This window comes from Ferroplasma sp. (assembly GCF_037442045.1).
Lineage (GTDB): Archaea > Thermoplasmatota > Thermoplasmata > Thermoplasmatales > Thermoplasmataceae > Ferroplasma.
The window spans coordinates 12302-29578 of record NZ_JBBIRC010000013.1 but is presented as its reverse complement, the minus strand read 5'-3'; the positions used below and the strand labels follow the sequence as shown (position 1 = coordinate 29578).

19 protein-coding genes, 1 rRNA gene and 1 pseudogene are annotated in these 17277 nt (G+C 34.8%); 9 read left to right on the top strand and 12 right to left on the bottom strand.

Annotated features, from left to right (window positions below; translation table 11 throughout):
* Positions 1-219 precede the first annotated feature (219 nt).
* Entirely contained in the window at positions 220-969 is a 750-nt protein-coding gene (locus tag WKI77_RS03110) for an MBL fold metallo-hydrolase (protein WP_337860371.1), read from the bottom strand.
* Positions 970-1072: 103 nt separating this feature from the next.
* On the opposite strand from WKI77_RS03110, the gene WKI77_RS03105 reads away from it, so the two are divergent.
* The 3 genes from WKI77_RS03105 (at position 1073) to WKI77_RS03095 (ending at position 3200) form a co-directional block, all read left to right on the top strand.
* The gene (locus WKI77_RS03105; protein WP_337860370.1) at positions 1073-1294 is read left to right on the top strand and encodes a transcriptional regulator; all 222 of its coding nucleotides are present in this window, start codon (positions 1073-1075) and stop codon (positions 1292-1294) included.
* A 107-nt stretch (positions 1295-1401) separates the two neighbouring features.
* Entirely contained in the window at positions 1402-2529 is a 1128-nt protein-coding gene (locus WKI77_RS03100; RefSeq protein WP_337860369.1) for a DUF373 family protein, read from the top strand.
* Positions 2526-3200 (top strand): 6-hydroxymethylpterin diphosphokinase MptE-like protein, encoded by a 675-nt coding sequence (locus WKI77_RS03095; protein WP_337860368.1) that lies wholly within the window; start codon positions 2526-2528, stop codon positions 3198-3200. Before WKI77_RS03100 ends, WKI77_RS03095 begins: the two co-directional genes overlap by 4 nt.
* On the opposite strand, the gene WKI77_RS03090 is transcribed toward WKI77_RS03095, so the two are convergent.
* Complete coding sequence (locus tag WKI77_RS03090) at positions 3187-3852, bottom strand: 2-phosphosulfolactate phosphatase (RefSeq protein WP_337860367.1); 666 nt, start codon at positions 3850-3852, stop codon at positions 3187-3189. The two genes, WKI77_RS03095 and WKI77_RS03090, sit on opposite strands and share 14 nt — an antisense overlap.
* Before the next feature lie 168 nt (positions 3853-4020).
* On the opposite strand from WKI77_RS03090, the pseudogene WKI77_RS03085 reads away from it, so the two are divergent.
* The 6 genes and pseudogenes from WKI77_RS03085 to rpl12p form a co-directional block, all read left to right on the top strand.
* Positions 4021-4458 (top strand): annotated as a pseudogene (locus WKI77_RS03085) (IS607 family transposase); the annotation flags it as partial.
* Positions 4451-4669, top strand: coding sequence for a hypothetical protein (locus WKI77_RS03080; protein ID WP_337860366.1), 219 nt, complete (start codon positions 4451-4453; stop codon positions 4667-4669). The pseudogene WKI77_RS03085 and the gene WKI77_RS03080, both read left to right, overlap by 8 nt.
* A 256-nt stretch (positions 4670-4925) precedes the next feature.
* Entirely contained in the window at positions 4926-5402 is a 477-nt protein-coding gene (locus WKI77_RS03075; RefSeq protein WP_337860365.1) for a 50S ribosomal protein L11, read from the top strand.
* Entirely contained in the window at positions 5402-6046 is a 645-nt protein-coding gene (locus WKI77_RS03070) for a 50S ribosomal protein L1 (RefSeq protein ID WP_337860364.1), read from the top strand. The genes WKI77_RS03075 and WKI77_RS03070 overlap by 1 nt, the downstream gene beginning before the upstream one ends.
* Positions 6043-6999 carry a 50S ribosomal protein L10 gene (locus WKI77_RS03065; protein WP_337860363.1) on the top strand — a complete coding sequence of 319 codons (957 nt, stop codon included), beginning with the start codon at positions 6043-6045 and terminating at the stop codon, positions 6997-6999. The genes WKI77_RS03070 and WKI77_RS03065 overlap by 4 nt, the downstream gene beginning before the upstream one ends.
* A 9-nt stretch (positions 7000-7008) precedes the next feature.
* Complete coding sequence (gene rpl12p / locus WKI77_RS03060) at positions 7009-7314, top strand: 50S ribosomal protein P1 (RefSeq protein WP_337860362.1); 306 nt, start codon at positions 7009-7011, stop codon at positions 7312-7314.
* Positions 7315-7531: 217 nt separating this feature from the next.
* Here the strand turns inward: rpl12p and WKI77_RS03055 are convergent, their stop codons facing one another.
* The 10 genes from WKI77_RS03055 to aroB form a co-directional block, all read right to left on the bottom strand.
* On the bottom strand, positions 7532-7981 hold the full coding sequence (locus WKI77_RS03055) for a peroxiredoxin (protein WP_337860361.1): 450 nt from the start codon (positions 7979-7981) through the stop codon (positions 7532-7534).
* 80 nt (positions 7982-8061) lie between these two features.
* Positions 8062-8511, bottom strand: coding sequence for a DUF1947 domain-containing protein (locus WKI77_RS03050; protein WP_337860360.1), 450 nt, complete (start codon positions 8509-8511; stop codon positions 8062-8064).
* On the bottom strand, positions 8511-9878 hold the full coding sequence (locus tag WKI77_RS03045) for a hypothetical protein (RefSeq protein ID WP_337860359.1): 1368 nt from the start codon (positions 9876-9878) through the stop codon (positions 8511-8513). The genes WKI77_RS03050 and WKI77_RS03045 overlap by 1 nt, the downstream gene beginning before the upstream one ends.
* Positions 9875-10771, bottom strand: coding sequence for a transcription elongation factor Spt5 (locus tag WKI77_RS03040; protein ID WP_337860358.1), 897 nt, complete (start codon positions 10769-10771; stop codon positions 9875-9877). Before WKI77_RS03040 ends, WKI77_RS03045 begins: the two co-directional genes overlap by 4 nt.
* Before the next feature lie 9 nt (positions 10772-10780).
* Positions 10781-10999, bottom strand: coding sequence for a protein translocase SEC61 complex subunit gamma (locus tag WKI77_RS03035; protein WP_337860357.1), 219 nt, complete (start codon positions 10997-10999; stop codon positions 10781-10783).
* Between the two features lie 151 nt (positions 11000-11150).
* Positions 11151-12620: ribosomal RNA gene (locus tag WKI77_RS03030) — 16S ribosomal RNA — on the bottom strand.
* 300 nt (positions 12621-12920) lie between these two features.
* Positions 12921-14180 carry a 3-phosphoshikimate 1-carboxyvinyltransferase gene (locus WKI77_RS03025; protein WP_337860356.1) on the bottom strand — a complete coding sequence of 420 codons (1260 nt, stop codon included), beginning with the start codon at positions 14178-14180 and terminating at the stop codon, positions 12921-12923.
* Positions 14177-14995: a shikimate kinase gene (locus tag WKI77_RS03020; protein ID WP_337860355.1), complete on the bottom strand. Its 819-nt coding sequence runs from the start codon at positions 14993-14995 to the stop codon at positions 14177-14179. Before WKI77_RS03020 ends, WKI77_RS03025 begins: the two co-directional genes overlap by 4 nt.
* Positions 14996-15000: 5 nt before the next feature.
* Positions 15001-15789: a shikimate dehydrogenase gene (locus WKI77_RS03015; protein ID WP_337860354.1), complete on the bottom strand. Its 789-nt coding sequence runs from the start codon at positions 15787-15789 to the stop codon at positions 15001-15003.
* Entirely contained in the window at positions 15786-16844 is a 1059-nt protein-coding gene (gene aroB / locus WKI77_RS03010) for a 3-dehydroquinate synthase (RefSeq protein WP_337860353.1), read from the bottom strand. Before aroB ends, WKI77_RS03015 begins: the two co-directional genes overlap by 4 nt.
* Between the last annotated feature and the right edge of the window lie 433 nt (positions 16845-17277).

The window sequence follows — 17277 nt, the reverse complement described above, 5'->3', positions numbered from 1 at the left end:
ACAATGAAATACTTACGTAATATGTCTTAATCCGCATTCAATAAAATATCCAATTTTCTTGGTATATTTCTGCACATAATAAAAATAATCTATATAACGTAATTACGTAATATGTAAATTAATATTTTATGAAGTTATTTAAATTCAGGAATATTGAAAATAAAGGGAATAACAAAAATTAATGATTATCATATTACGTAAAAATAGGAGAGTTTAGGATTAAAATTTGTATAGTGTGCTTCCCAGGTCCTGTGATGCCGATTCAATTGAAATATATTTCTTCTTTCTGTTATTAAGATAAGACTTCACTGTTTCAATTGCCAAATCCGGTGTATTATTTTTCTCGCTCAGATGTGTAAGTATAATTCTTGTATTATCTGATACTGACGCATTTATTGCCTCACCGGATTGCTCATTGGAAAGGTGCCCATAATCACTTCTTATCCTTCTTTTCAGTGGTTCTGTGTATGGCCCATTTTTAAGCATTTCAGTATCATGGTTTGCCTCTATTGCCATAATATCAGAATCTTTCATTTCATTGATAAGTTCATCGTTAACCATGCCAAGGTCAGAAACTACAGAGATTTTGATGCCTCTATTCCTGATAATATATACAACGGGGTCAACAGCATCATGGCTTACAGATACAGGAGTAACTGTGAAATTCCCCATTGCCACCTGGCCGTTAATTCCGTAGCCATTATACATTTTTATTCTTTCCAGAGTTCTTTGCCTGGAATATACATCAGCGTTTAATTTTCTGGATATCATTTTCACTCCTGAGGAATGGTCTGAATGTTCATGGCTGATAAAAATTGATTTTTCAAGTCCATCTATACCCAGTGCAGATGTTTTTTCTGAGAATTTTTTCATGCTTATTCCACAATCAATAATAACAAGATCGTATTCATCCCAGATTATTGTTGAGTTGCCCTTGCTGCCGGAGGAGATCATATAAAAATTAAGCATAGGGAGTAATTGCATAGTAGTATTTTTTTTTACTGATTTTTATTAATAATTATTAATTTAATAATATTTATATATTTTTATAAAATAATGGATTGGGATATATATGGCAGAACTATCAGGCAATGCAGAGAAAATTTATCATGCGCTTTATGCTTTGAAAGCTGTGTCAGAGCAGAATATGAAAACAGCCGATGACATAATGAAAAAAGGAATGGTTGGCAAGGCAATAGTAAATTCCGGGCTTCAGGAACTTCTTGAAATGAAAATTGTTAAAAGAGTTGCAAGGCAGAAAAGTGCCGGATATTTTATAATTAAAACTATTTGAACTATTCTAATTCTCTCTTATAAATCAGGGTTTATAAATTACTAGCATTTTATAACAATAATTTGATAAAATTTATATACTCACTTTTGCTATAATAATTATAAAATATGACAACCCTCATACTTAATGTAGATCGTGATAATGACTACGGCATAAAGGCTGGAGTGGATGGCCCCGTTACGGGATATGCGGAATGTTACAATGCAGCGCTTAAGTTGATCTCTGTTGATCCTGAAGATTCCGATGCAAATGCACTTTTTGGTGCTATTCGAGTTTACGATGAATTAAAACGAAAAAATGAAAACGTGGAAATCTCATTAATTACAGGAGATGATGATGTAGGGTCAAAATCCGATGAAATACTCAGCAAGCAGCTGGAGAATGTCCTTTCCATGGAACATTACGAGGACTTAATTCTTGTATCTGATGGTGCAGAAGATGACTACATAATACCTATAATATCATCGCGAATAAAAATCCGCTATGTTAAGCATATACTCGTACGCCATAACGAAAATATAGAATCACTTTATTACTATATCGTAAGAGGAATCAAGGATAAAAAAATAGCCAAAAAATTTACAATACCGGTAGGGTTGCTGCTTTTGAGTTATGGTTTATCGCTTCTTATTTTTACCATATATTCTATGATTCTTACCAAATCCTATGTAATTAATCCAGGAAGTGGTGCAGTAATGCTTGTTACAATCATTATCGGTTCTTATTTTATAGGCAGGGCTGTTGAAATAGATAAGCTTGTTTTAAAGCTTATCGTAGACATGAAGGAATACTCCCAGGAAGCCAGAATTTCTATGCTTTCATATATAGTTTCTTTTTTTATTGTAATTATAGGCATCGCTTACAGTTATGAATTATCCATTAAAATAGTTCCAGTTGTAAACAAAATATTGGTATTCTTTATAGTATTTGTATGGTGGGTTCTGGCATCTTTTGTATCAAAAGAACTTTTCGATGCCTTTGAACTATATATGGAAGAGAGGCATGGAATGTCAAAAATGTGGTATGGCATTTCTTTTTCACTGGCAATTGTGCTCATATTCTATGGCATGATGAATTATGTAAGATACGTAATTGGATTTATACCATTTGCAGCAATGACTATTTATCTTGCATATATGGTTAGCGGGATAATCATAGCTTTATCAGCATCGGCTGTGCACAAATACTATTCTTCAATAAAGAATAAAAACAGCAATGTTATGGAGATAAAATGAACTTTCAATCATGGTTCCCATTATACCTTCAAATCACCGATTCGCTAGGAATCAACAGGAATATGGATTACCGGTCATCACTTATTTTAAAAAAATTCATGCACAATGAAGATATACTACTGGAAAAATACCGCGGAAGAAATGCTTTTGTAGTAGGAAATGGGCCAAATATGAAGAATATCGGTGAAATTATCTCCGAAGGCTATGTCATTGTAGCCGACTCTGCTATTGAATCCTATATAACTATGTACGGATATCCAGATATTATAGTAACAGATCTTGATGGGAATATTGATTCCATAGTGGACGCATATAATAAAGGTTCAATCGTTCTTGTCCATGCTCATGGGGATAACATAGAAGCAATAAAAAAATATGCACAAATATTTCAGCATGGGATAGCAACAACACAGAATATACCTATGAAATATCTTTATAATTATGGTGGATTCAGTGATGGTGACCGTTCCGCTTTCCTTGCCGATGAACTGGGTGCACCGGTTATAACATTGCTTGGCTTTGATTTTAAAAATGTTACTATAAAGCCATACTATGATGATACAGCCATTTCACGTAAAAGAATTAAGCTTAAATGGGCAGAATACCTTTTAACGTGCCTGGCAGCATCAAGAGGGAGATCAATGTTCCATGGGAATGTTATTGAGATTTAATTAATGGTATTATTTTGCCATCACTGTAAATAATCGGGTTGCTGTAAATATCAACTTTTAATGAGTTTTCTATATCTGATCCTGCTCCCATGATTTTCAGCCGTTTTGCTCCGTGGCTATTTCTTATCTGGTCACAGTAATCATCAATATTGATATCTTTTCCTTCAAGCCTATTTTTCAGCATATTTGCATATATATAATCCTCATCTGATATTCCATCTGGCCTGTTTGAAACAATAATTGATACTTTTTCGCTGTCTTTAACAGCGTTGTATGTTGCAGTATAATTAATAAATGAAGATATGTAAATAGTTCCAGGATACTTCATAATCTTGAAGAGAACCTTAATTCCATTTGTTGATGTGAAAAGCAGTGTTTTGCCTGTCAGGTCTGTATTTATTACGACGCCTGGAGAATTCCCATAGTTAAATCCGGGAATTCTTATTCCATATCTTTCACCACTAGTTAGATAATCTTTGTTTTTGTTTTTCATTCTTCTTGTATCTGTTACCGTTCTTACAGGTATAATGGATTCAGCACCTTTATAAAGCATAAGGGGTATTGTTGTGGTAGCCCTGAATATATCAATTAAAACTTTTGTTGAATCATCAAATTCTTTTTCCTTTCGGCCGTCAATAATATTTACAATCATTATTCTATAATACCGTCTATATATATTTTATTTTTCATATTTGTGATAAGCTCTTTAAAATATATTCCTGCGGCAGTTATGTATAATCAATTATGGTGATGCCCTTATGTATTATAGATATATATGTAATTAATCATGAAAACCGATGAAGTCCTGAACCTGTTATAGATTATCCAGAAAGATCTTCATGTCTATGCTAAAGCAGGCAGGATTCGTTATACTGTTATGCCCAATAAGAGGTACAATTATAACGAGGAAGATATTTATAAGATACTTAATAAGGATGTAAAGAGGAAAACTGTTCTATATGCAAGTATATCATCACCTAAACAGAAAACAGATCTGCAAAATCAGATAGATCAGATGAAGCAGTGGTGCTTCATGAATGGTTATACCATTAATGCAATATATTCTCATATTGCTTCTGGTATTTCCTTTGAGAAGAGAAAAGGCTTTTTTGAGATGCTTGATCAGATTATGGATAACAGGGTTGAAAAGGTTATAATAACATATAAAAACCGTTTAAGCAGAAGTGAACTTGGATTAATAAACCATATATTCAAAAAGTTCAGAACTGACATAATTGTAATCTCTGAAGTTGGCAATAGAGTATCATGACAACTATACAGGAAAGAGAATATCAAGAGGCTTATTCAAAACATCTAAAGGAATAATAATTAATGCAAATGCCAATGCTGCATACAATATGATAAGAAAAGCAATCACGGAATCATTCCAGGACATGATAGAGGGTGTGGGGTTGCACCCTGGAAGTTTAAGCATCAAAACGATGATAACTTCCAAAGGAGTCTGTTAACACAGTTAACGAATTTCACAACCCGATCTGTCTGGCAATACCATAGAAGGAAACTACAATACCTACTCTCCATCATACACTGGCACTCCATGCTGGAAATTATATTTTTATAATAAATTTGCATCCAATTAAATTAATAAAGATAAAATGCATGAGTTTTTTTATGGAATTATCCACTATTGATAGATTGAAAAATCCGTTAAAAAGAAAATATTAAAAATGAGTTAGAAATACGGTATAATCGAAGGTGTAATATATGGTTGCAGTTAAAACAATGGTTGAAGGCGGAAAAGCCACAACAGGACCTCCTCTTGGTCCTGCCCTCGGTCCTCTAGGATTGAATCTGGGGCAGGTTATAAAGGACATTAATGAGCAGACAAAATCCTTTGCCGGGATGCAGGTTCCAGTAACAGTAAATGTTGTGGATCCTTCTACAAAAAAATACGAAATAATAATAGGAATTCCCCCAACTTCAGCATTACTGAAGAAAGAGGCGGGAATAGCAAAAGGCTCAGGGAAAAACAAAGAAAGCTACGCTGGAAATCTGACACTGGATCAGGTTAAAAAGGTTGCGGAATCCAAAAAATCCGGTTTACTTTCATATACAATGAAAGGAGCTGTACTTGAGGTTTTAGGCACTGCGCTGTCACTTGGAATTACAGTGGATGGCAAAAATGCCGCAGAAATGCAGAAAAACATCAAGTCCGGCGAAATAGACATCGGTGAGAAGTGATGGAAAATAGTATTATAAAAAATATAAAGGAAATAAAAGATTTCAAAAAAAGAAATTTTGAGGAAAGCATAGAGATCGGAATAAATTTGAAAGATATTGATATGGCCGATCCAAAGAATAGGATTAATGAAGAGATAATACTTCCTGCCGGAAGAGGCAGAGAACTCAAAGTGGCAGTTATCGCCAGTGAAGAAATGAGATTAAAGGCAAAAAATGCCGATTATTTATACTCTGTTGAAGATCTTAATAATTTTTCAGATGATAAAAAATCTTTTAAAAAAGTAGTTAAAAATATAGATTTCTTTGTGGCTGAATCAACACTTATGGGAAATATAGGTAAAAATCTCGGTATAATTCTAGGCCCAAGGGGAAAAATGCCAAAACCTCTCCCGCCAGGCCAGGATCCCTCCATTCTTATAGACAATCTTAAAAAAAGTGTACGTGCAAGGAGCAAGGATAAAATAACATTTCACATACCTGTGGGAACAAAATCCATGAAGGATGAAGATTTGTATACAAATTTGAACACTGTTATAAAAAGAGTAATTTCCCACCTGGATAAGGGCAAAGGAAACATAGCCTCTGCATATATTAAGAGTACAATGAGCAAGGCAATTACAATTAATTTGGGTGATATAGAATGAGAGAACCAGCACAGTGGAAAGTAGATATGGTAAACTCACTTACAGAGGAGCTAAATGAAAGCCCTGTATCAGCAGTTATAAGCATAAGCGGTTTGAGGAACAAAGAATTCCAGAAAATAAGAAACGACCTCAGGGGCGAAGTCCAGATAAAAGTTTTGAGATCAAGATTGCTCAGATTTGCAATGGAGAAATCAAATAAAAGCAATATTGCAGGCCTTACAGATTATGCATATGGCCAGATTGCTCTGCTAACAACGAAACAATCCCCCAAGAAAGTTTATGATATACTGGTCTCAAAAAGAACAAAGGCAGCTGCCCGAGGCGGCGAAATTGCAGAGGAAGACATAGTTATTGAGCCGAGGGAAACATCTTTTCCCCCCGGCCCAATGATATCAGTTTTCCAGAAGGTGGGAATTTCAGCCGGCATAGAAAAAGGCAAAATTGTAATTAAGAGTGAAGTTACACTCGTTAAAAAGGGCGAATCGATCTCTAAGGAAAAGGCTCAGGTACTTGAAAAGCTTGAGATACTTCCGGTTACGGTAGGGCTTGAAATGATTGCAGCATATGAGGATGGGCTTGTATATACCAAGGACGCACTTTCAATTACTATAGAACAGATAGTATCTGATATGGCCGGGGCGTTCTTGAAGGCAAAAGCGATAGCATTAGAGACCGGTTTCATGGTTCCAGAAATAATGCCAGAACTTCTGTCAAAGGCATATTTACAGGCACAGAGCCTTGCAATAGCAGCTAACTTTGTGGATGAGAAAAATATAGATATTTTTATAAGGAAAGCTGTAATAAACGCTACAACTCTAAATTCATTAATAAATAAAGATATAAATAATGAAAACATAGAGAATAAAACCTCTAAAGAAAGCAAAACAGAGGAAAAGAAAGATAAGGGATCCGAAGATGACGCAGCAGCGGGATTAGGATCTTTATTTGGATGAGGTGAAAAAATGGAATATATATATGGAGCATTACTGCTTCACTCAGCAGGAAAAGAAATAGACGAAGAAAACCTGAAGAAGGTACTGACAGATGCAGGAGTATCGGCAGATGACGCAAGACTGAAATCATTGCTTGAAAGCATGAAGAATGTCAACATAGAAGACGTACTGAAAAATGCCGCAGCAGCTCCTGTTGCAGCAGCACCAGCTCAGGAAGCTAAAAAGGTAGAGAAAAAGAAAGAAGAAAAGAAAGAAGAAAAGAAAGAAGAATCGGATTCAGACGCAATGGCCGGTTTAAGCTCACTTTTCGGATAAATATATTTTTTTATTTAGATTGTTATGGGTTTTTATACAATTTTATGGTTATTTATAAAATATTTCATTCCGATAGGAATTTTGACATACTCACTGATCAAATTCAATCCATTCTTAATAATGGTTTCTGTTTTATGGCTGCTTGTTACACTTGTTGTTTCATTGATTAATTTCAGCATAAAATATAATTTTACAAAATCCTGAAGGTTATAAAGAATTAAATCAATTTTAGTTCTTCGATTTTATCATATACTTCCTTCGCATGTTCTCTTGGACTTACTTTTGGATATACATAAACTATTTTTCCATCCTTTATAATATATGTTACTCTTTTAGCAGTTGCAAGGCCCATGACACCATATTTCTTTACTATATCCTTCGGTTTATCACTGAGCAATGTGAAGTTAAGTCCAAATTTATCTTCGAATTTTTTATGCGATTCAGTTGAATCCACACTTACACCAAAGACCTTTATTCCCTTTTCTTTAAACAGATCTATATTATCCCTGAAATTTTTTGCTTCCATAGTGCATCCCGGTGTGTTATCTCTTGGATAAAAATACAGAACTACAACGCTATTCTTAAAATCTGATAGTTTCACTTTTTTTCCATCCTGGTCCAAAGTTTCAAATTCAGGGGCTTCGCTCCCAACATTTAATGTCTCCATAATCATATATCTGCATGAAATAAATAAGCATTTTGTATATTTTTTCTTCTAATTTATGAGGTTTTATTATTGTATAAAACTTATATCCCTTTCATGATGCTGTCGTTAAGATAATGCAATATTTTTACTGCCTCGCCCTTCTTTTCTGACATTATCACATCTGTATCATCATTTGCTGTTCCTATTGCTATATAAAGGCCTTCCAAATTTTTGATAAAAACCATATCCCCTTTTTTAATGTCACTGCTCATCTCAGCTATTCCAGGGGCAAAAAGATTTGAACCATTCATCAGGTGAGGAACTGCCCCATTATCCACTGTAATATTATGTGTTTGTACCTTCAAATAGTTTATCAGGTATAATGTAGGCATTCCATTATAAAATACAGGTTTGCTGGAAAAGTAATAAATCTCATTTTTTTTATTGTTTTCAACTTCAATATCCAGCATGGAAGTTCCGTCAATATTGTATTTTTTAAGTGTTTCCATGAAGTTTCTATAATCCTTTTTTGATAGTATATGCCTGGACATTATCCTATTATCCCCTTGATTTTCTTTAACTGTTCATTTACGTTTTTGTGGTTTACCATTTCATCTATATATGTGAATATTCTTTTTCCAAGAAGTATCTGGTTTTCTGTGAACATCCATTCCTCATCATTCCCTGCTGCCTTTAAAAATGCATAATATATGGATTTTTGTATGTCATTGTTCATATTTTTACGGCCAAAATTTATTGAATCAGATTTCCCATAGTTGAAATAATATGTAACCAAGTCTATTAAATATCTGGAATTTTCAGACCAGGGTTCCATGATCTGGGATTTCATGGATTTTTTACTGGTCAGCAGCTTAGCATTTTCCATAATTTCCATTGGATTTCCATTTAATGTTTTTATTTCCGCATCTGTCAGATCGTACATTAACCTTATAATTTCATTTTTATACTGCGGGAAAATGTATTCAAGCACTTTTCGCTGGCTTGGCGAATCAAGCACAAATCCTCTAGTGGCTATTTTTTCCTTTATAAATGGCTTTAACTTTTCATCAAATTCAAGTTTGTCGAGAAATTCATCTATTCCATATTGCTGGTGAGCAATAACATAATAATTATTCTTCAATGCATAATTGAGCTTATCCTTTCTTATGCGTGTAAGCAACTGTTTTGTACTCATCCTTTTCTGGATAAATTCATTTATTATTTCCGGATTGTCAGGTATGAAATTCATAAAATCTGATTGTATTTTAAATGGCATATCCGGCAATAACATGTGTTTTAGCATTATAAAAACTATATTGTTGTCAAAATCCTCATAGACTTCAATAAGGGCGTTATAAATAGATACACTTATTTTATTTCCTGCCGTCCCAAGCACTACGGTTTCTTCATTTTTTGTAAAAGGTATATTTTCTTCATTTAGAAGATCAGATATAAAATCAAGATCAATTTTCTCCCTGCACGTTGCAGTAAAGAAATTTTTTGTGGAATACACTCTCAATCTTTTGGATTTTACTGTATTTGTAAATGCCATAAGCCTGTAAATATCATTATTATAATTTTGAACGCCTGAAATTATAAATTCATCTGTATTTCCCCTCTTGCAATATGTAACAGATCCATAATTTGTTTTTATTATCCCCAAAAGTGGAGCTTTTTCACTTTCCAGTATTCTATACGTTTCAGATACTCCAGACAGGAACTGGTCAGCAGAGTTGTGGTATTTTCCAAAATTGTTTGACTCTTTCATCTTCTGGATCTTTTTCTCGTATCCCTTTATAGGGCACATAAAGCAACTATCTGTACATTTTGGAAGTATAATTTCCGGATTATCAAAAAAATTTTTAATGTTTGCAATAAAAGCCTTTTCTGATTCTTTTGAATTTGCCTTTGTTATCATGTTTTATCCAGATTTCTTATAGCCTCAGCTTTAACAGTAACCGGTATGGGAACCATCGATTCTATTAATTGAACAGTTACTTCCTCTTTTGCAGCATCTATGCCTGTTATCTTTGCTCTTTCACCTTTAAACGGACCTTCAACAATTTCAACGAATGATCCCATTTCTAATCCTGATACAGCCGGTTTTGGTGTGAGGTATTTCTCGATTTCCGATATATCTATATCCCCGGCAACAAATCCTCTGAATCCACGAATCGATCTTGATAGCAGGTCTATTCTGTCTGCATGCATTGTTTCAATAAAGAAATAGCCTTTAATTTCATATGGGGACATTATGGCCATAACTTCGTTTTCAGTGTTTACATTATTATCTTTACGGTCTTCTTTATCTCTTTCTGCATGGTTTGAAAGGTCAACTGCTATATCGAGCTCCCTTCCTATTGTACATTTTGCTATTTTAATGACAGGCACAAGAACTACAGTAAAATTTTTAATGTAATTATTTATTCCATCTTCTGACTGTATGGTTAGTTCTACTTTCAGTTCATCTCTTCCATAGCCACCTATTGGCGTATCTATTTCCAGGCCAAGATCCCTGCTTTTATTCCCATCTATATCAAATTCCTGAGTTATTTCACTATTTTCTTTTTCAGACAATGTATAACTATCTTTCAGCTTTAATTTCCATTCAATTGATTGATCTTTAAGTTTGAGAGATGTTTTAATTTTAACACTAAATTTTCTCTTTGTTGGTTGTATATTTTTAATTACAACATTTATTGGAACAATTTTCTCTCTATCATCTTTCTCTTCGAATCTTTTAATGTGCTTGTCGCACCCAGCATTAATAACATCCGGTATATCCGTTGTTAACCAGTCATATTCCATCATTAAATCCACCTAGAACACTATCTGCATTATATAATATATAGCAAATCCTAAAAGGCCGAGCAGTACAATTCCAGTGCCGGCTATAAGAACCACTTTTGTGTATTCGTTTCCGTTGGGTTTTTTTGCCATTTTAAGAATACGTGCATATTTTCCTTTGCCAATACCCTGAAATTTACGCTCAATTTTTTCCTGTTGTTCAACAAGTTTGCCTTCAATGCCTTTATCCATTAAATAGATAAGATAAACATAAAATAAAATCTTTTCTAATTATAATAGCAATGCGGCTAAAATTAAATATATATTAATAAAAACTTGGTAAAATATAGAAATATAAAACAAATCAAAAAATAAAAATTGTAAGGCAAAACTGCCTTTCACATGGAGGTGATCCATCCGCAGGTTCCCCTACGGATACCTTGTTACGACTTAACCCTCCTCACCGACATCAGATTTGATTTAACCCTCTCGAATTAAACCTCATCCAACACCAACTCGGATGGTTTGACGGGCGGTGTGTGCAAGGAGCAGGGGCATGTTCACCGCGGGTTGTTGACCCGCGATTACTACGGAATCCAGATTCATGAGGGCGAGTTACAGCCCTCAATCCTAACTATGGACGGGTTTCGCGATTAGCTTCCTCTTTCGAGGTTGCAACGTATTGTCCCGTTCTTTGTAATGCGCGTGTAGCCCGGGAAATTCGGGGCGTACTGACCTGCCGTCGACCACTCCTTCCTCCAGCTTAGCGCTGGCGGTTTCTCTAAAGTGCATGCATATTCTCATATACATTTGCAATTAAAGATGTGGGTCTCGCTCGTTATCACACTTAAGTGAACGCCCTACGGTACGAGCTGACGACGGCCATGCACCACCTCTCCTGCTATCGAGTAAGCTCGTCAAGTTGACTCTCATGCACAGGTCGTTCCCGGTGAGTTTTCCGGCGTTGAATCCAATTAAACCGCACATTCCTCCCGTTGCGGTGCTCCCCCGCCAATTCCTTTAAGTTTCAGTCTTGCGACCATACTTCCCAAGCGGCCCATTTAACACCTTCGCTCCGACACTGCCTTCCCTCAACGGGAAAGCAACATCAAATGGGCAGTGTTTACAGCTAGGACTACCCGGGTATCTAATCCGGTTTGCTACCCTAGCCTTCGTTCCTTACCGTCAGATTCGTTCTAGTTAAACGCTTTCGCCACTGGTCGTCCTTCCGGGATTACAGGATTTTACCCCTACCCTGAAAGTACGTTTAACCTCACCCGATCTCAAGTCTTGCAGTCTCTTTAGACTTTCTGGAGTTAAGCTTCAGGCTTTATCTAAAGATTTACAAAACCGGCTACGAACGCTTTAGGCTCAATAAAAGTGACCACCACTTGTGCTGCGGGTGTTACCGCGGCGGCTGGCACCCGTCTTACCCAGCACTTATTCCTCATGCTTTTTAGGAATGAGAAAAGTCTTGGCTATGCCAAAACACTCAAGCTCCCCGTGTCGCGCTTTCGCGCATTGCACAGTGTTCGCGCCTGCTGCGCCCCGTAGGGCCTGGACTTATGTCTCAGAGTCCATCTCCGGGCTACCCCTCCCAGGGCCCGTACCCGTCTTAGGCTAGGTGGTCCGTTACACCACCTACAACCTGATAGGCCGCAGACTCATCCTTGAGCGTCGAAACTTTTATTGCCTGAACATTCCAGTTTCAAGCAATTATAAGGTATTACCCTCAGTTTCCCGAGGTTATTCCTTACTCAAGGTTAGATTATCCACGTGTTACTGAGCAGTTCGCCGGCATCTTACGATACCCTGACTCGCATGGCTTAGTCGGAACTTGATAGCGGTGGCCGCCGGCAGGATCAACCGGAGTTAATCCTACCTCCACTCTTATTAATAAGAAATTAGCGGTTTTGCCTTACATATCGGAACCCATCATACGATGAGAACTTCATCTGTCCCAATCCTTGGAATATAGATTTCATCTTTGCATAACATGCATATATCCATCTAGTTGCTGTAGATTGGTTTTGTTGACTACTCTTAATTACCAAGCAATATTTAAGGATTTTCAATTTTAAAACTTATATAAAACCTATAAAAATAATATCATACAATATATTAATAATATAATATAAAACACTTATATCCTCTGAAATATTTAAATTAAAGGTTATTTCAATATATTTGCATCTAAATATATTTCTGTTCCGATTCTTTTCAAGTCATTGACAAATTCTGGATAACTCTTGTTAATTTTTTCTATATTTTCAAATTTGGTACTGGAACCTGCAATTATGCCTGCTATTATAGCACTCATTATCATCCTGTGATCAGTAAAATTTAGTTCTGAAGGTTTCTTGATTTCCTTTCTTTTAATCCATATAAATTCTTCATTATTTGATACAGATGCACCATATGCACTGGAAAGATCCATTATTCCCTGCCACCTGTCAGATTCTTTTGTTTTCAATCTCTGGTAATTATAGATTTTTACTCCATTTTTAGAAAATATGCCTGCCACAGAAATCACCGGTGCAATATCGGGAGATATTGAGGCGTCTACAATAATTTCATTAATATAACTGGCCTTGCTAATTACCAGTTTCCCATTCTGATAACTTATAGAATCCGTTGCCTTCTCCAGTAAACTTACAATAATCCTATCGGGCTGCAATGAATTTACATCCAAATTTTTTATTTCTATATTTCCTGTGAATATTCCAAGAACTATAAAATATGAAGCAGAAGAATAATCTCCTTCAATATCTATACTTTTTTGGCTGTAATCTCCTGAAGCTACTGAATAATTATTTCCTTCATGATAAATTTTAATGCCAAAGTCATAGAGGCAATTCTCTGTAATTTTAACATAATTTTCTGAAACTGTATTCTCAGCAGTAAAGCTTCCGGTACCAATAATGGAATAATAGTATAACATTGCAGTTATGAATTGGGAACTGGTGCTGCCATCTATTTTTACATGCTTATTCGAAGAATTTTCTGCATATACAGTAAAAAATCCATCTAAGGTTGGCTTAAATAATGTTCCAGCATCAGATAATGCCCTGACCAATGCCTGAACAGGCCTCCTGGCCAGCTCTGGCTCACCTTTTATCAACGTATTGCATTTTTTTGCTGATAGCAGGCCTAAAGAAAGCCGATACGAAGTTCCCGATTCACCAACATAAATATCATGTGGACATTTAAAGTCCGGATCTACCATTATATTCCTTTTATCATAATGAAGTACTGCATTACAACTTTCAGCTATTTTCAGTGAAATAATTTCATCATCTGAGAAAGATACATTATTGATTTTTATCGTTTTCCCTGAAAAGGCCGAATAAAGGACGTATCGCTGAGTATAGCTTTTTGACGAAGGCGCAGCAATAATGCCTGAAACGTTTCCATTTTTAATCCTTATGTTCATTGTTCCAATATATCAATTCCATTATTATTAAACCTGCTTTTTATAACTTGATAACCAGATTCCTGAAGCTCTTTAAAGGAATTTTCCATGCTATTCCCATTATCATATATTCCAAAGATGGCAGGGCCTTTTCCACTTCTTCCAGCATAAATTGCACCCGTGGAAAGCATTTTGTTAATTACAGGAATATCTTCGCCATCGCTGAATGTGAGACCATTAAGCATCATGGCTTCATAAATATAATCATTCTTTATCAATTTTAAAATTTCATTGTAATAGTTATTATATCCTGAAAAATTCCGGTTTCCAATTTCATTTGTTTTTATTTTTTCTCCGCCGATTTCCAGAATAATATACTTTTCCTCAATTTTATTCTTTGATAATATAACATTTTTTCTGTTGTCTGTGAAACAGAAACCTCCAAAATAAGCTATTGAAAGATCATCAATGGCGCCGGTAATGGATGTGTTATTTTCTATAGATGCTTCTGCCGCTATTTTCAGGAGTTCATCGGGCGCTATTTCAATATTATTAATTTTTAAAATGCCAAACACTATGGATAAAGTCATGGCGCTGCTGCTTTTTAATCCCATACCCTGTGGAATATTGCTTTTTATATTTATTGAATATTTCCCTGTTAAAAAAAATTTGTCTCTCATAAAATTTACCGTATCCTCTATTGCCTTTCCATAAAAACTGTCCTCGTCGCTTAAATTTATTTCTGTAAACATTGGAAGGACTATGGATGCAGCTGCACCAAAACCGTTGACAAACGCAGACAGAACTGAGATACCACCGTTGGTTTTTATAATCATTAAATTCACCACCTGTTTATATTTTTAATGAAGAGCTCACGGAACTCTGAATAATCAACTACAATATCATAAATTCTTTTCAAAGTTTCCATGCCCTGACCAATAAACATATCAGAACCGTTTACTGCAAGTCCGCCTTTGTTTTCAATTACTTTTAGGAACGGGGTTTTAGGTGGATTGTAGATAATATCTATTCCTGCAGTATTCTCAAGAATCCGATCCGAAGAAATCGGGATTCTGGTATCCGGGAATGTGCCGAGAGGCGTACAGTTGATTATTATGTCATATTTACCAATCTGGCTATATCCAATCGTTTTAATTCCAGCTATTGATATTTTTCCAGGGTCTCTGGAAACAATGCTTATATCTGCATTATAATTCTTCATTATTGCAAAAGCAACAGTTCTTGCAGCGCCGCCAGATCCCATTATTATCACATTTTTCCCAGAATAATCTATATTATTTTTTTTTGAAAGCAATAAAAAACCGTTGTAATCACTGTTATAACCGTATAACTCCCCATTATTATTTTTTACAAGATTTACCGAATTTGTGTTTGAAACTATTTCATCAATGTGGTCAAGGTATTTTATTGATTCTTCCTTATAGGGTGCAGTTATGTTAAATCCGTCAATTTTATTCCTTGCAAGTCCAAAAAATCCTGGTAAATTTTCTTTATGCAGTTCAATTGCCAGATACTGGGAATTTATATTATATTTCCGGAACAATTTATTATAAATATCCTGACCTATCGAATGTCTTACCGGATCTCCAATCAGTGCAGAAAATATCATGTTCTCGCCCTATAATCATTGATATAATTGCTGAGTTGCTGAAAATCTATTTCACTAATCTCTGCCTTTCCTCTCTCTTCCAGCATTACCATATTCAATTTTTTCCCTTCAACTTTCTTATCATTTTTTATATAGGATAAAAGTTTTTCAGTTTCAATACTCTTAAAATCTATAACAGGTATTCCATATCCGGAAATAGCAGACCTTATTGTATCATAAAATGGATCGGAAAATCCTGATCTGTATGATATATAACTTTCGAGAACCATACCATTAGCAACAGCTGTTCCATGTGATATTCTATTATCAGAATAAGATTCCAGGGCATGCCCAATAGAATGGCCAAAATTTAGCAAATAACGGAGTTTTTTTAAATCAAAAAAATCCTGAGAAATAACATCAAGCTTTATTTTTATGCTTTTTGAAATTATATATTCCAGGCTTTCTTTATTATGGATAGAATTAATTGTATTTTTCATCAAATAATCAAAGAAGTTTTTATCCTTAATGAGTGCCATTTTCATTGACTCAGCTACGCCATCCTTCAAAAGTGAAGCATCTGAATTCACAAGGAAATCAACGTCATCGAAAATGTAATCCGGATTATAAAACGTTCCTATTGCATTTTTGATATCCATAAAGTTCAATGCATTTTTCCCGCCAATGGAACTATCCACGCTGGCAAGCAGCGTTGTAGGAATGGCTGTAAGATTAACTCCCCTCTTATATACGGATGCAGCATAACCGATAAGGTCTCCGATTGTGCCTCCACCTATGTATGATACAGAATTATTACGTTCAATTTCCGCTGTTAGAAGCTTTTTAATAACAATATTGAAATATCTCAGGGATTTTGATTTTTCACCATCCATAATAAAATATTTATTTGAATATATAGCATTGATTTTGTTTCTGTATTTCTCTTTAAGAATCCTGCTTACAAATGATATATTTTTTGAGTAGTTTTCCATGGCCCTATTGATTTCATTTTCAAGCCCAGAACCTATAATAATTTTAATATCCTTGCCATTTATGGATCTTTCTACCCGTTCCATGTGTTATAATGTCAATGCCATATATTTATCAATCGATTTATTTGAATAATGTTATGGATATTATTATGTTTGATAGATATTAAAAATATAAAAATTAATGATTTTAATATTCCTAAAGTGCTGGCAGTTAAGGTTCTAGATTATTTATAATAATTTATAATACGTTAGTATTTCTTTCCACCTGTTTGAACATTTTATATCGCATATCAATAATGACAATAAAAAGGCTCCAGAGCAGAGGAATAAAACAGAAATTAAAAAGAAACCTCTAAATTCTATCAATAGACGAAGAAACATTAAAAAAATTGTAATTGAAGACAATAATACTTTCATCAATATTTCAGCTCTATTTAAAATCACATAACCATATGACAGAGAAATCATTCCTTTCAAGGTTATTATTGTCCCCTAAAGTAAATATAATTGTATTTGG

Excerpts from the sequence above, each read along its gene's own strand:
- WKI77_RS03095 (WP_337860368.1), top strand. The coding sequence starts at position 2,526 with ATGAACTTTCAATCATGGTTCCCATTATACCTTCAAATCACCGATTCG.
- WKI77_RS03090 (WP_337860367.1), bottom strand. The coding sequence starts at position 3,852 with ATGATTGTAAATATTATTGACGGCCGAAAGGAAAAAGAATTTGATGAT.
- WKI77_RS03055 (WP_337860361.1), bottom strand. The coding sequence starts at position 7,981 with ATGGAGACATTAAATGTTGGGAGCGAAGCCCCTGAATTTGAAACTTTG.
- rpl12p (WP_337860362.1), top strand. The coding sequence starts at position 7,009 with ATGGAATATATATATGGAGCATTACTGCTTCACTCAGCAGGAAAAGAA.
- aroB (WP_337860353.1), bottom strand. The coding sequence starts at position 16,844 with ATGGAACGGGTAGAAAGATCCATAAATGGCAAGGATATTAAAATTATT.
- WKI77_RS03045 (WP_337860359.1), bottom strand. The coding sequence starts at position 9,878 with ATGATAACAAAGGCAAATTCAAAAGAATCAGAAAAGGCTTTTATTGCA.
- WKI77_RS03110 (WP_337860371.1), bottom strand. The coding sequence starts at position 969 with ATGCTTAATTTTTATATGATCTCCTCCGGCAGCAAGGGCAACTCAACA.
- WKI77_RS03015 (WP_337860354.1), bottom strand. The coding sequence starts at position 15,789 with ATGATATTTTCTGCACTGATTGGAGATCCGGTAAGACATTCGATAGGT.
- WKI77_RS03100 (WP_337860369.1), top strand. The coding sequence starts at position 1,402 with ATGACAACCCTCATACTTAATGTAGATCGTGATAATGACTACGGCATA.
- WKI77_RS03075 (WP_337860365.1), top strand. The coding sequence starts at position 4,926 with ATGGTTGCAGTTAAAACAATGGTTGAAGGCGGAAAAGCCACAACAGGA.
- WKI77_RS03065 (WP_337860363.1), top strand. The coding sequence starts at position 6,043 with ATGAGAGAACCAGCACAGTGGAAAGTAGATATGGTAAACTCACTTACA.
- WKI77_RS03020 (WP_337860355.1), bottom strand. The coding sequence starts at position 14,995 with ATGATTATAAAAACCAACGGTGGTATCTCAGTTCTGTCTGCGTTTGTC.
- WKI77_RS03070 (WP_337860364.1), top strand. The coding sequence starts at position 5,402 with ATGGAAAATAGTATTATAAAAAATATAAAGGAAATAAAAGATTTCAAA.
- WKI77_RS03035 (WP_337860357.1), bottom strand. The coding sequence starts at position 10,999 with ATGGATAAAGGCATTGAAGGCAAACTTGTTGAACAACAGGAAAAAATT.
- WKI77_RS03050 (WP_337860360.1), bottom strand. The coding sequence starts at position 8,511 with ATGTCCAGGCATATACTATCAAAAAAGGATTATAGAAACTTCATGGAA.
- WKI77_RS03040 (WP_337860358.1), bottom strand. The coding sequence starts at position 10,771 with ATGATGGAATATGACTGGTTAACAACGGATATACCGGATGTTATTAAT.
- WKI77_RS03105 (WP_337860370.1), top strand. The coding sequence starts at position 1,073 with ATGGCAGAACTATCAGGCAATGCAGAGAAAATTTATCATGCGCTTTAT.
- WKI77_RS03025 (WP_337860356.1), bottom strand. The coding sequence starts at position 14,180 with ATGAACATAAGGATTAAAAATGGAAACGTTTCAGGCATTATTGCTGCG.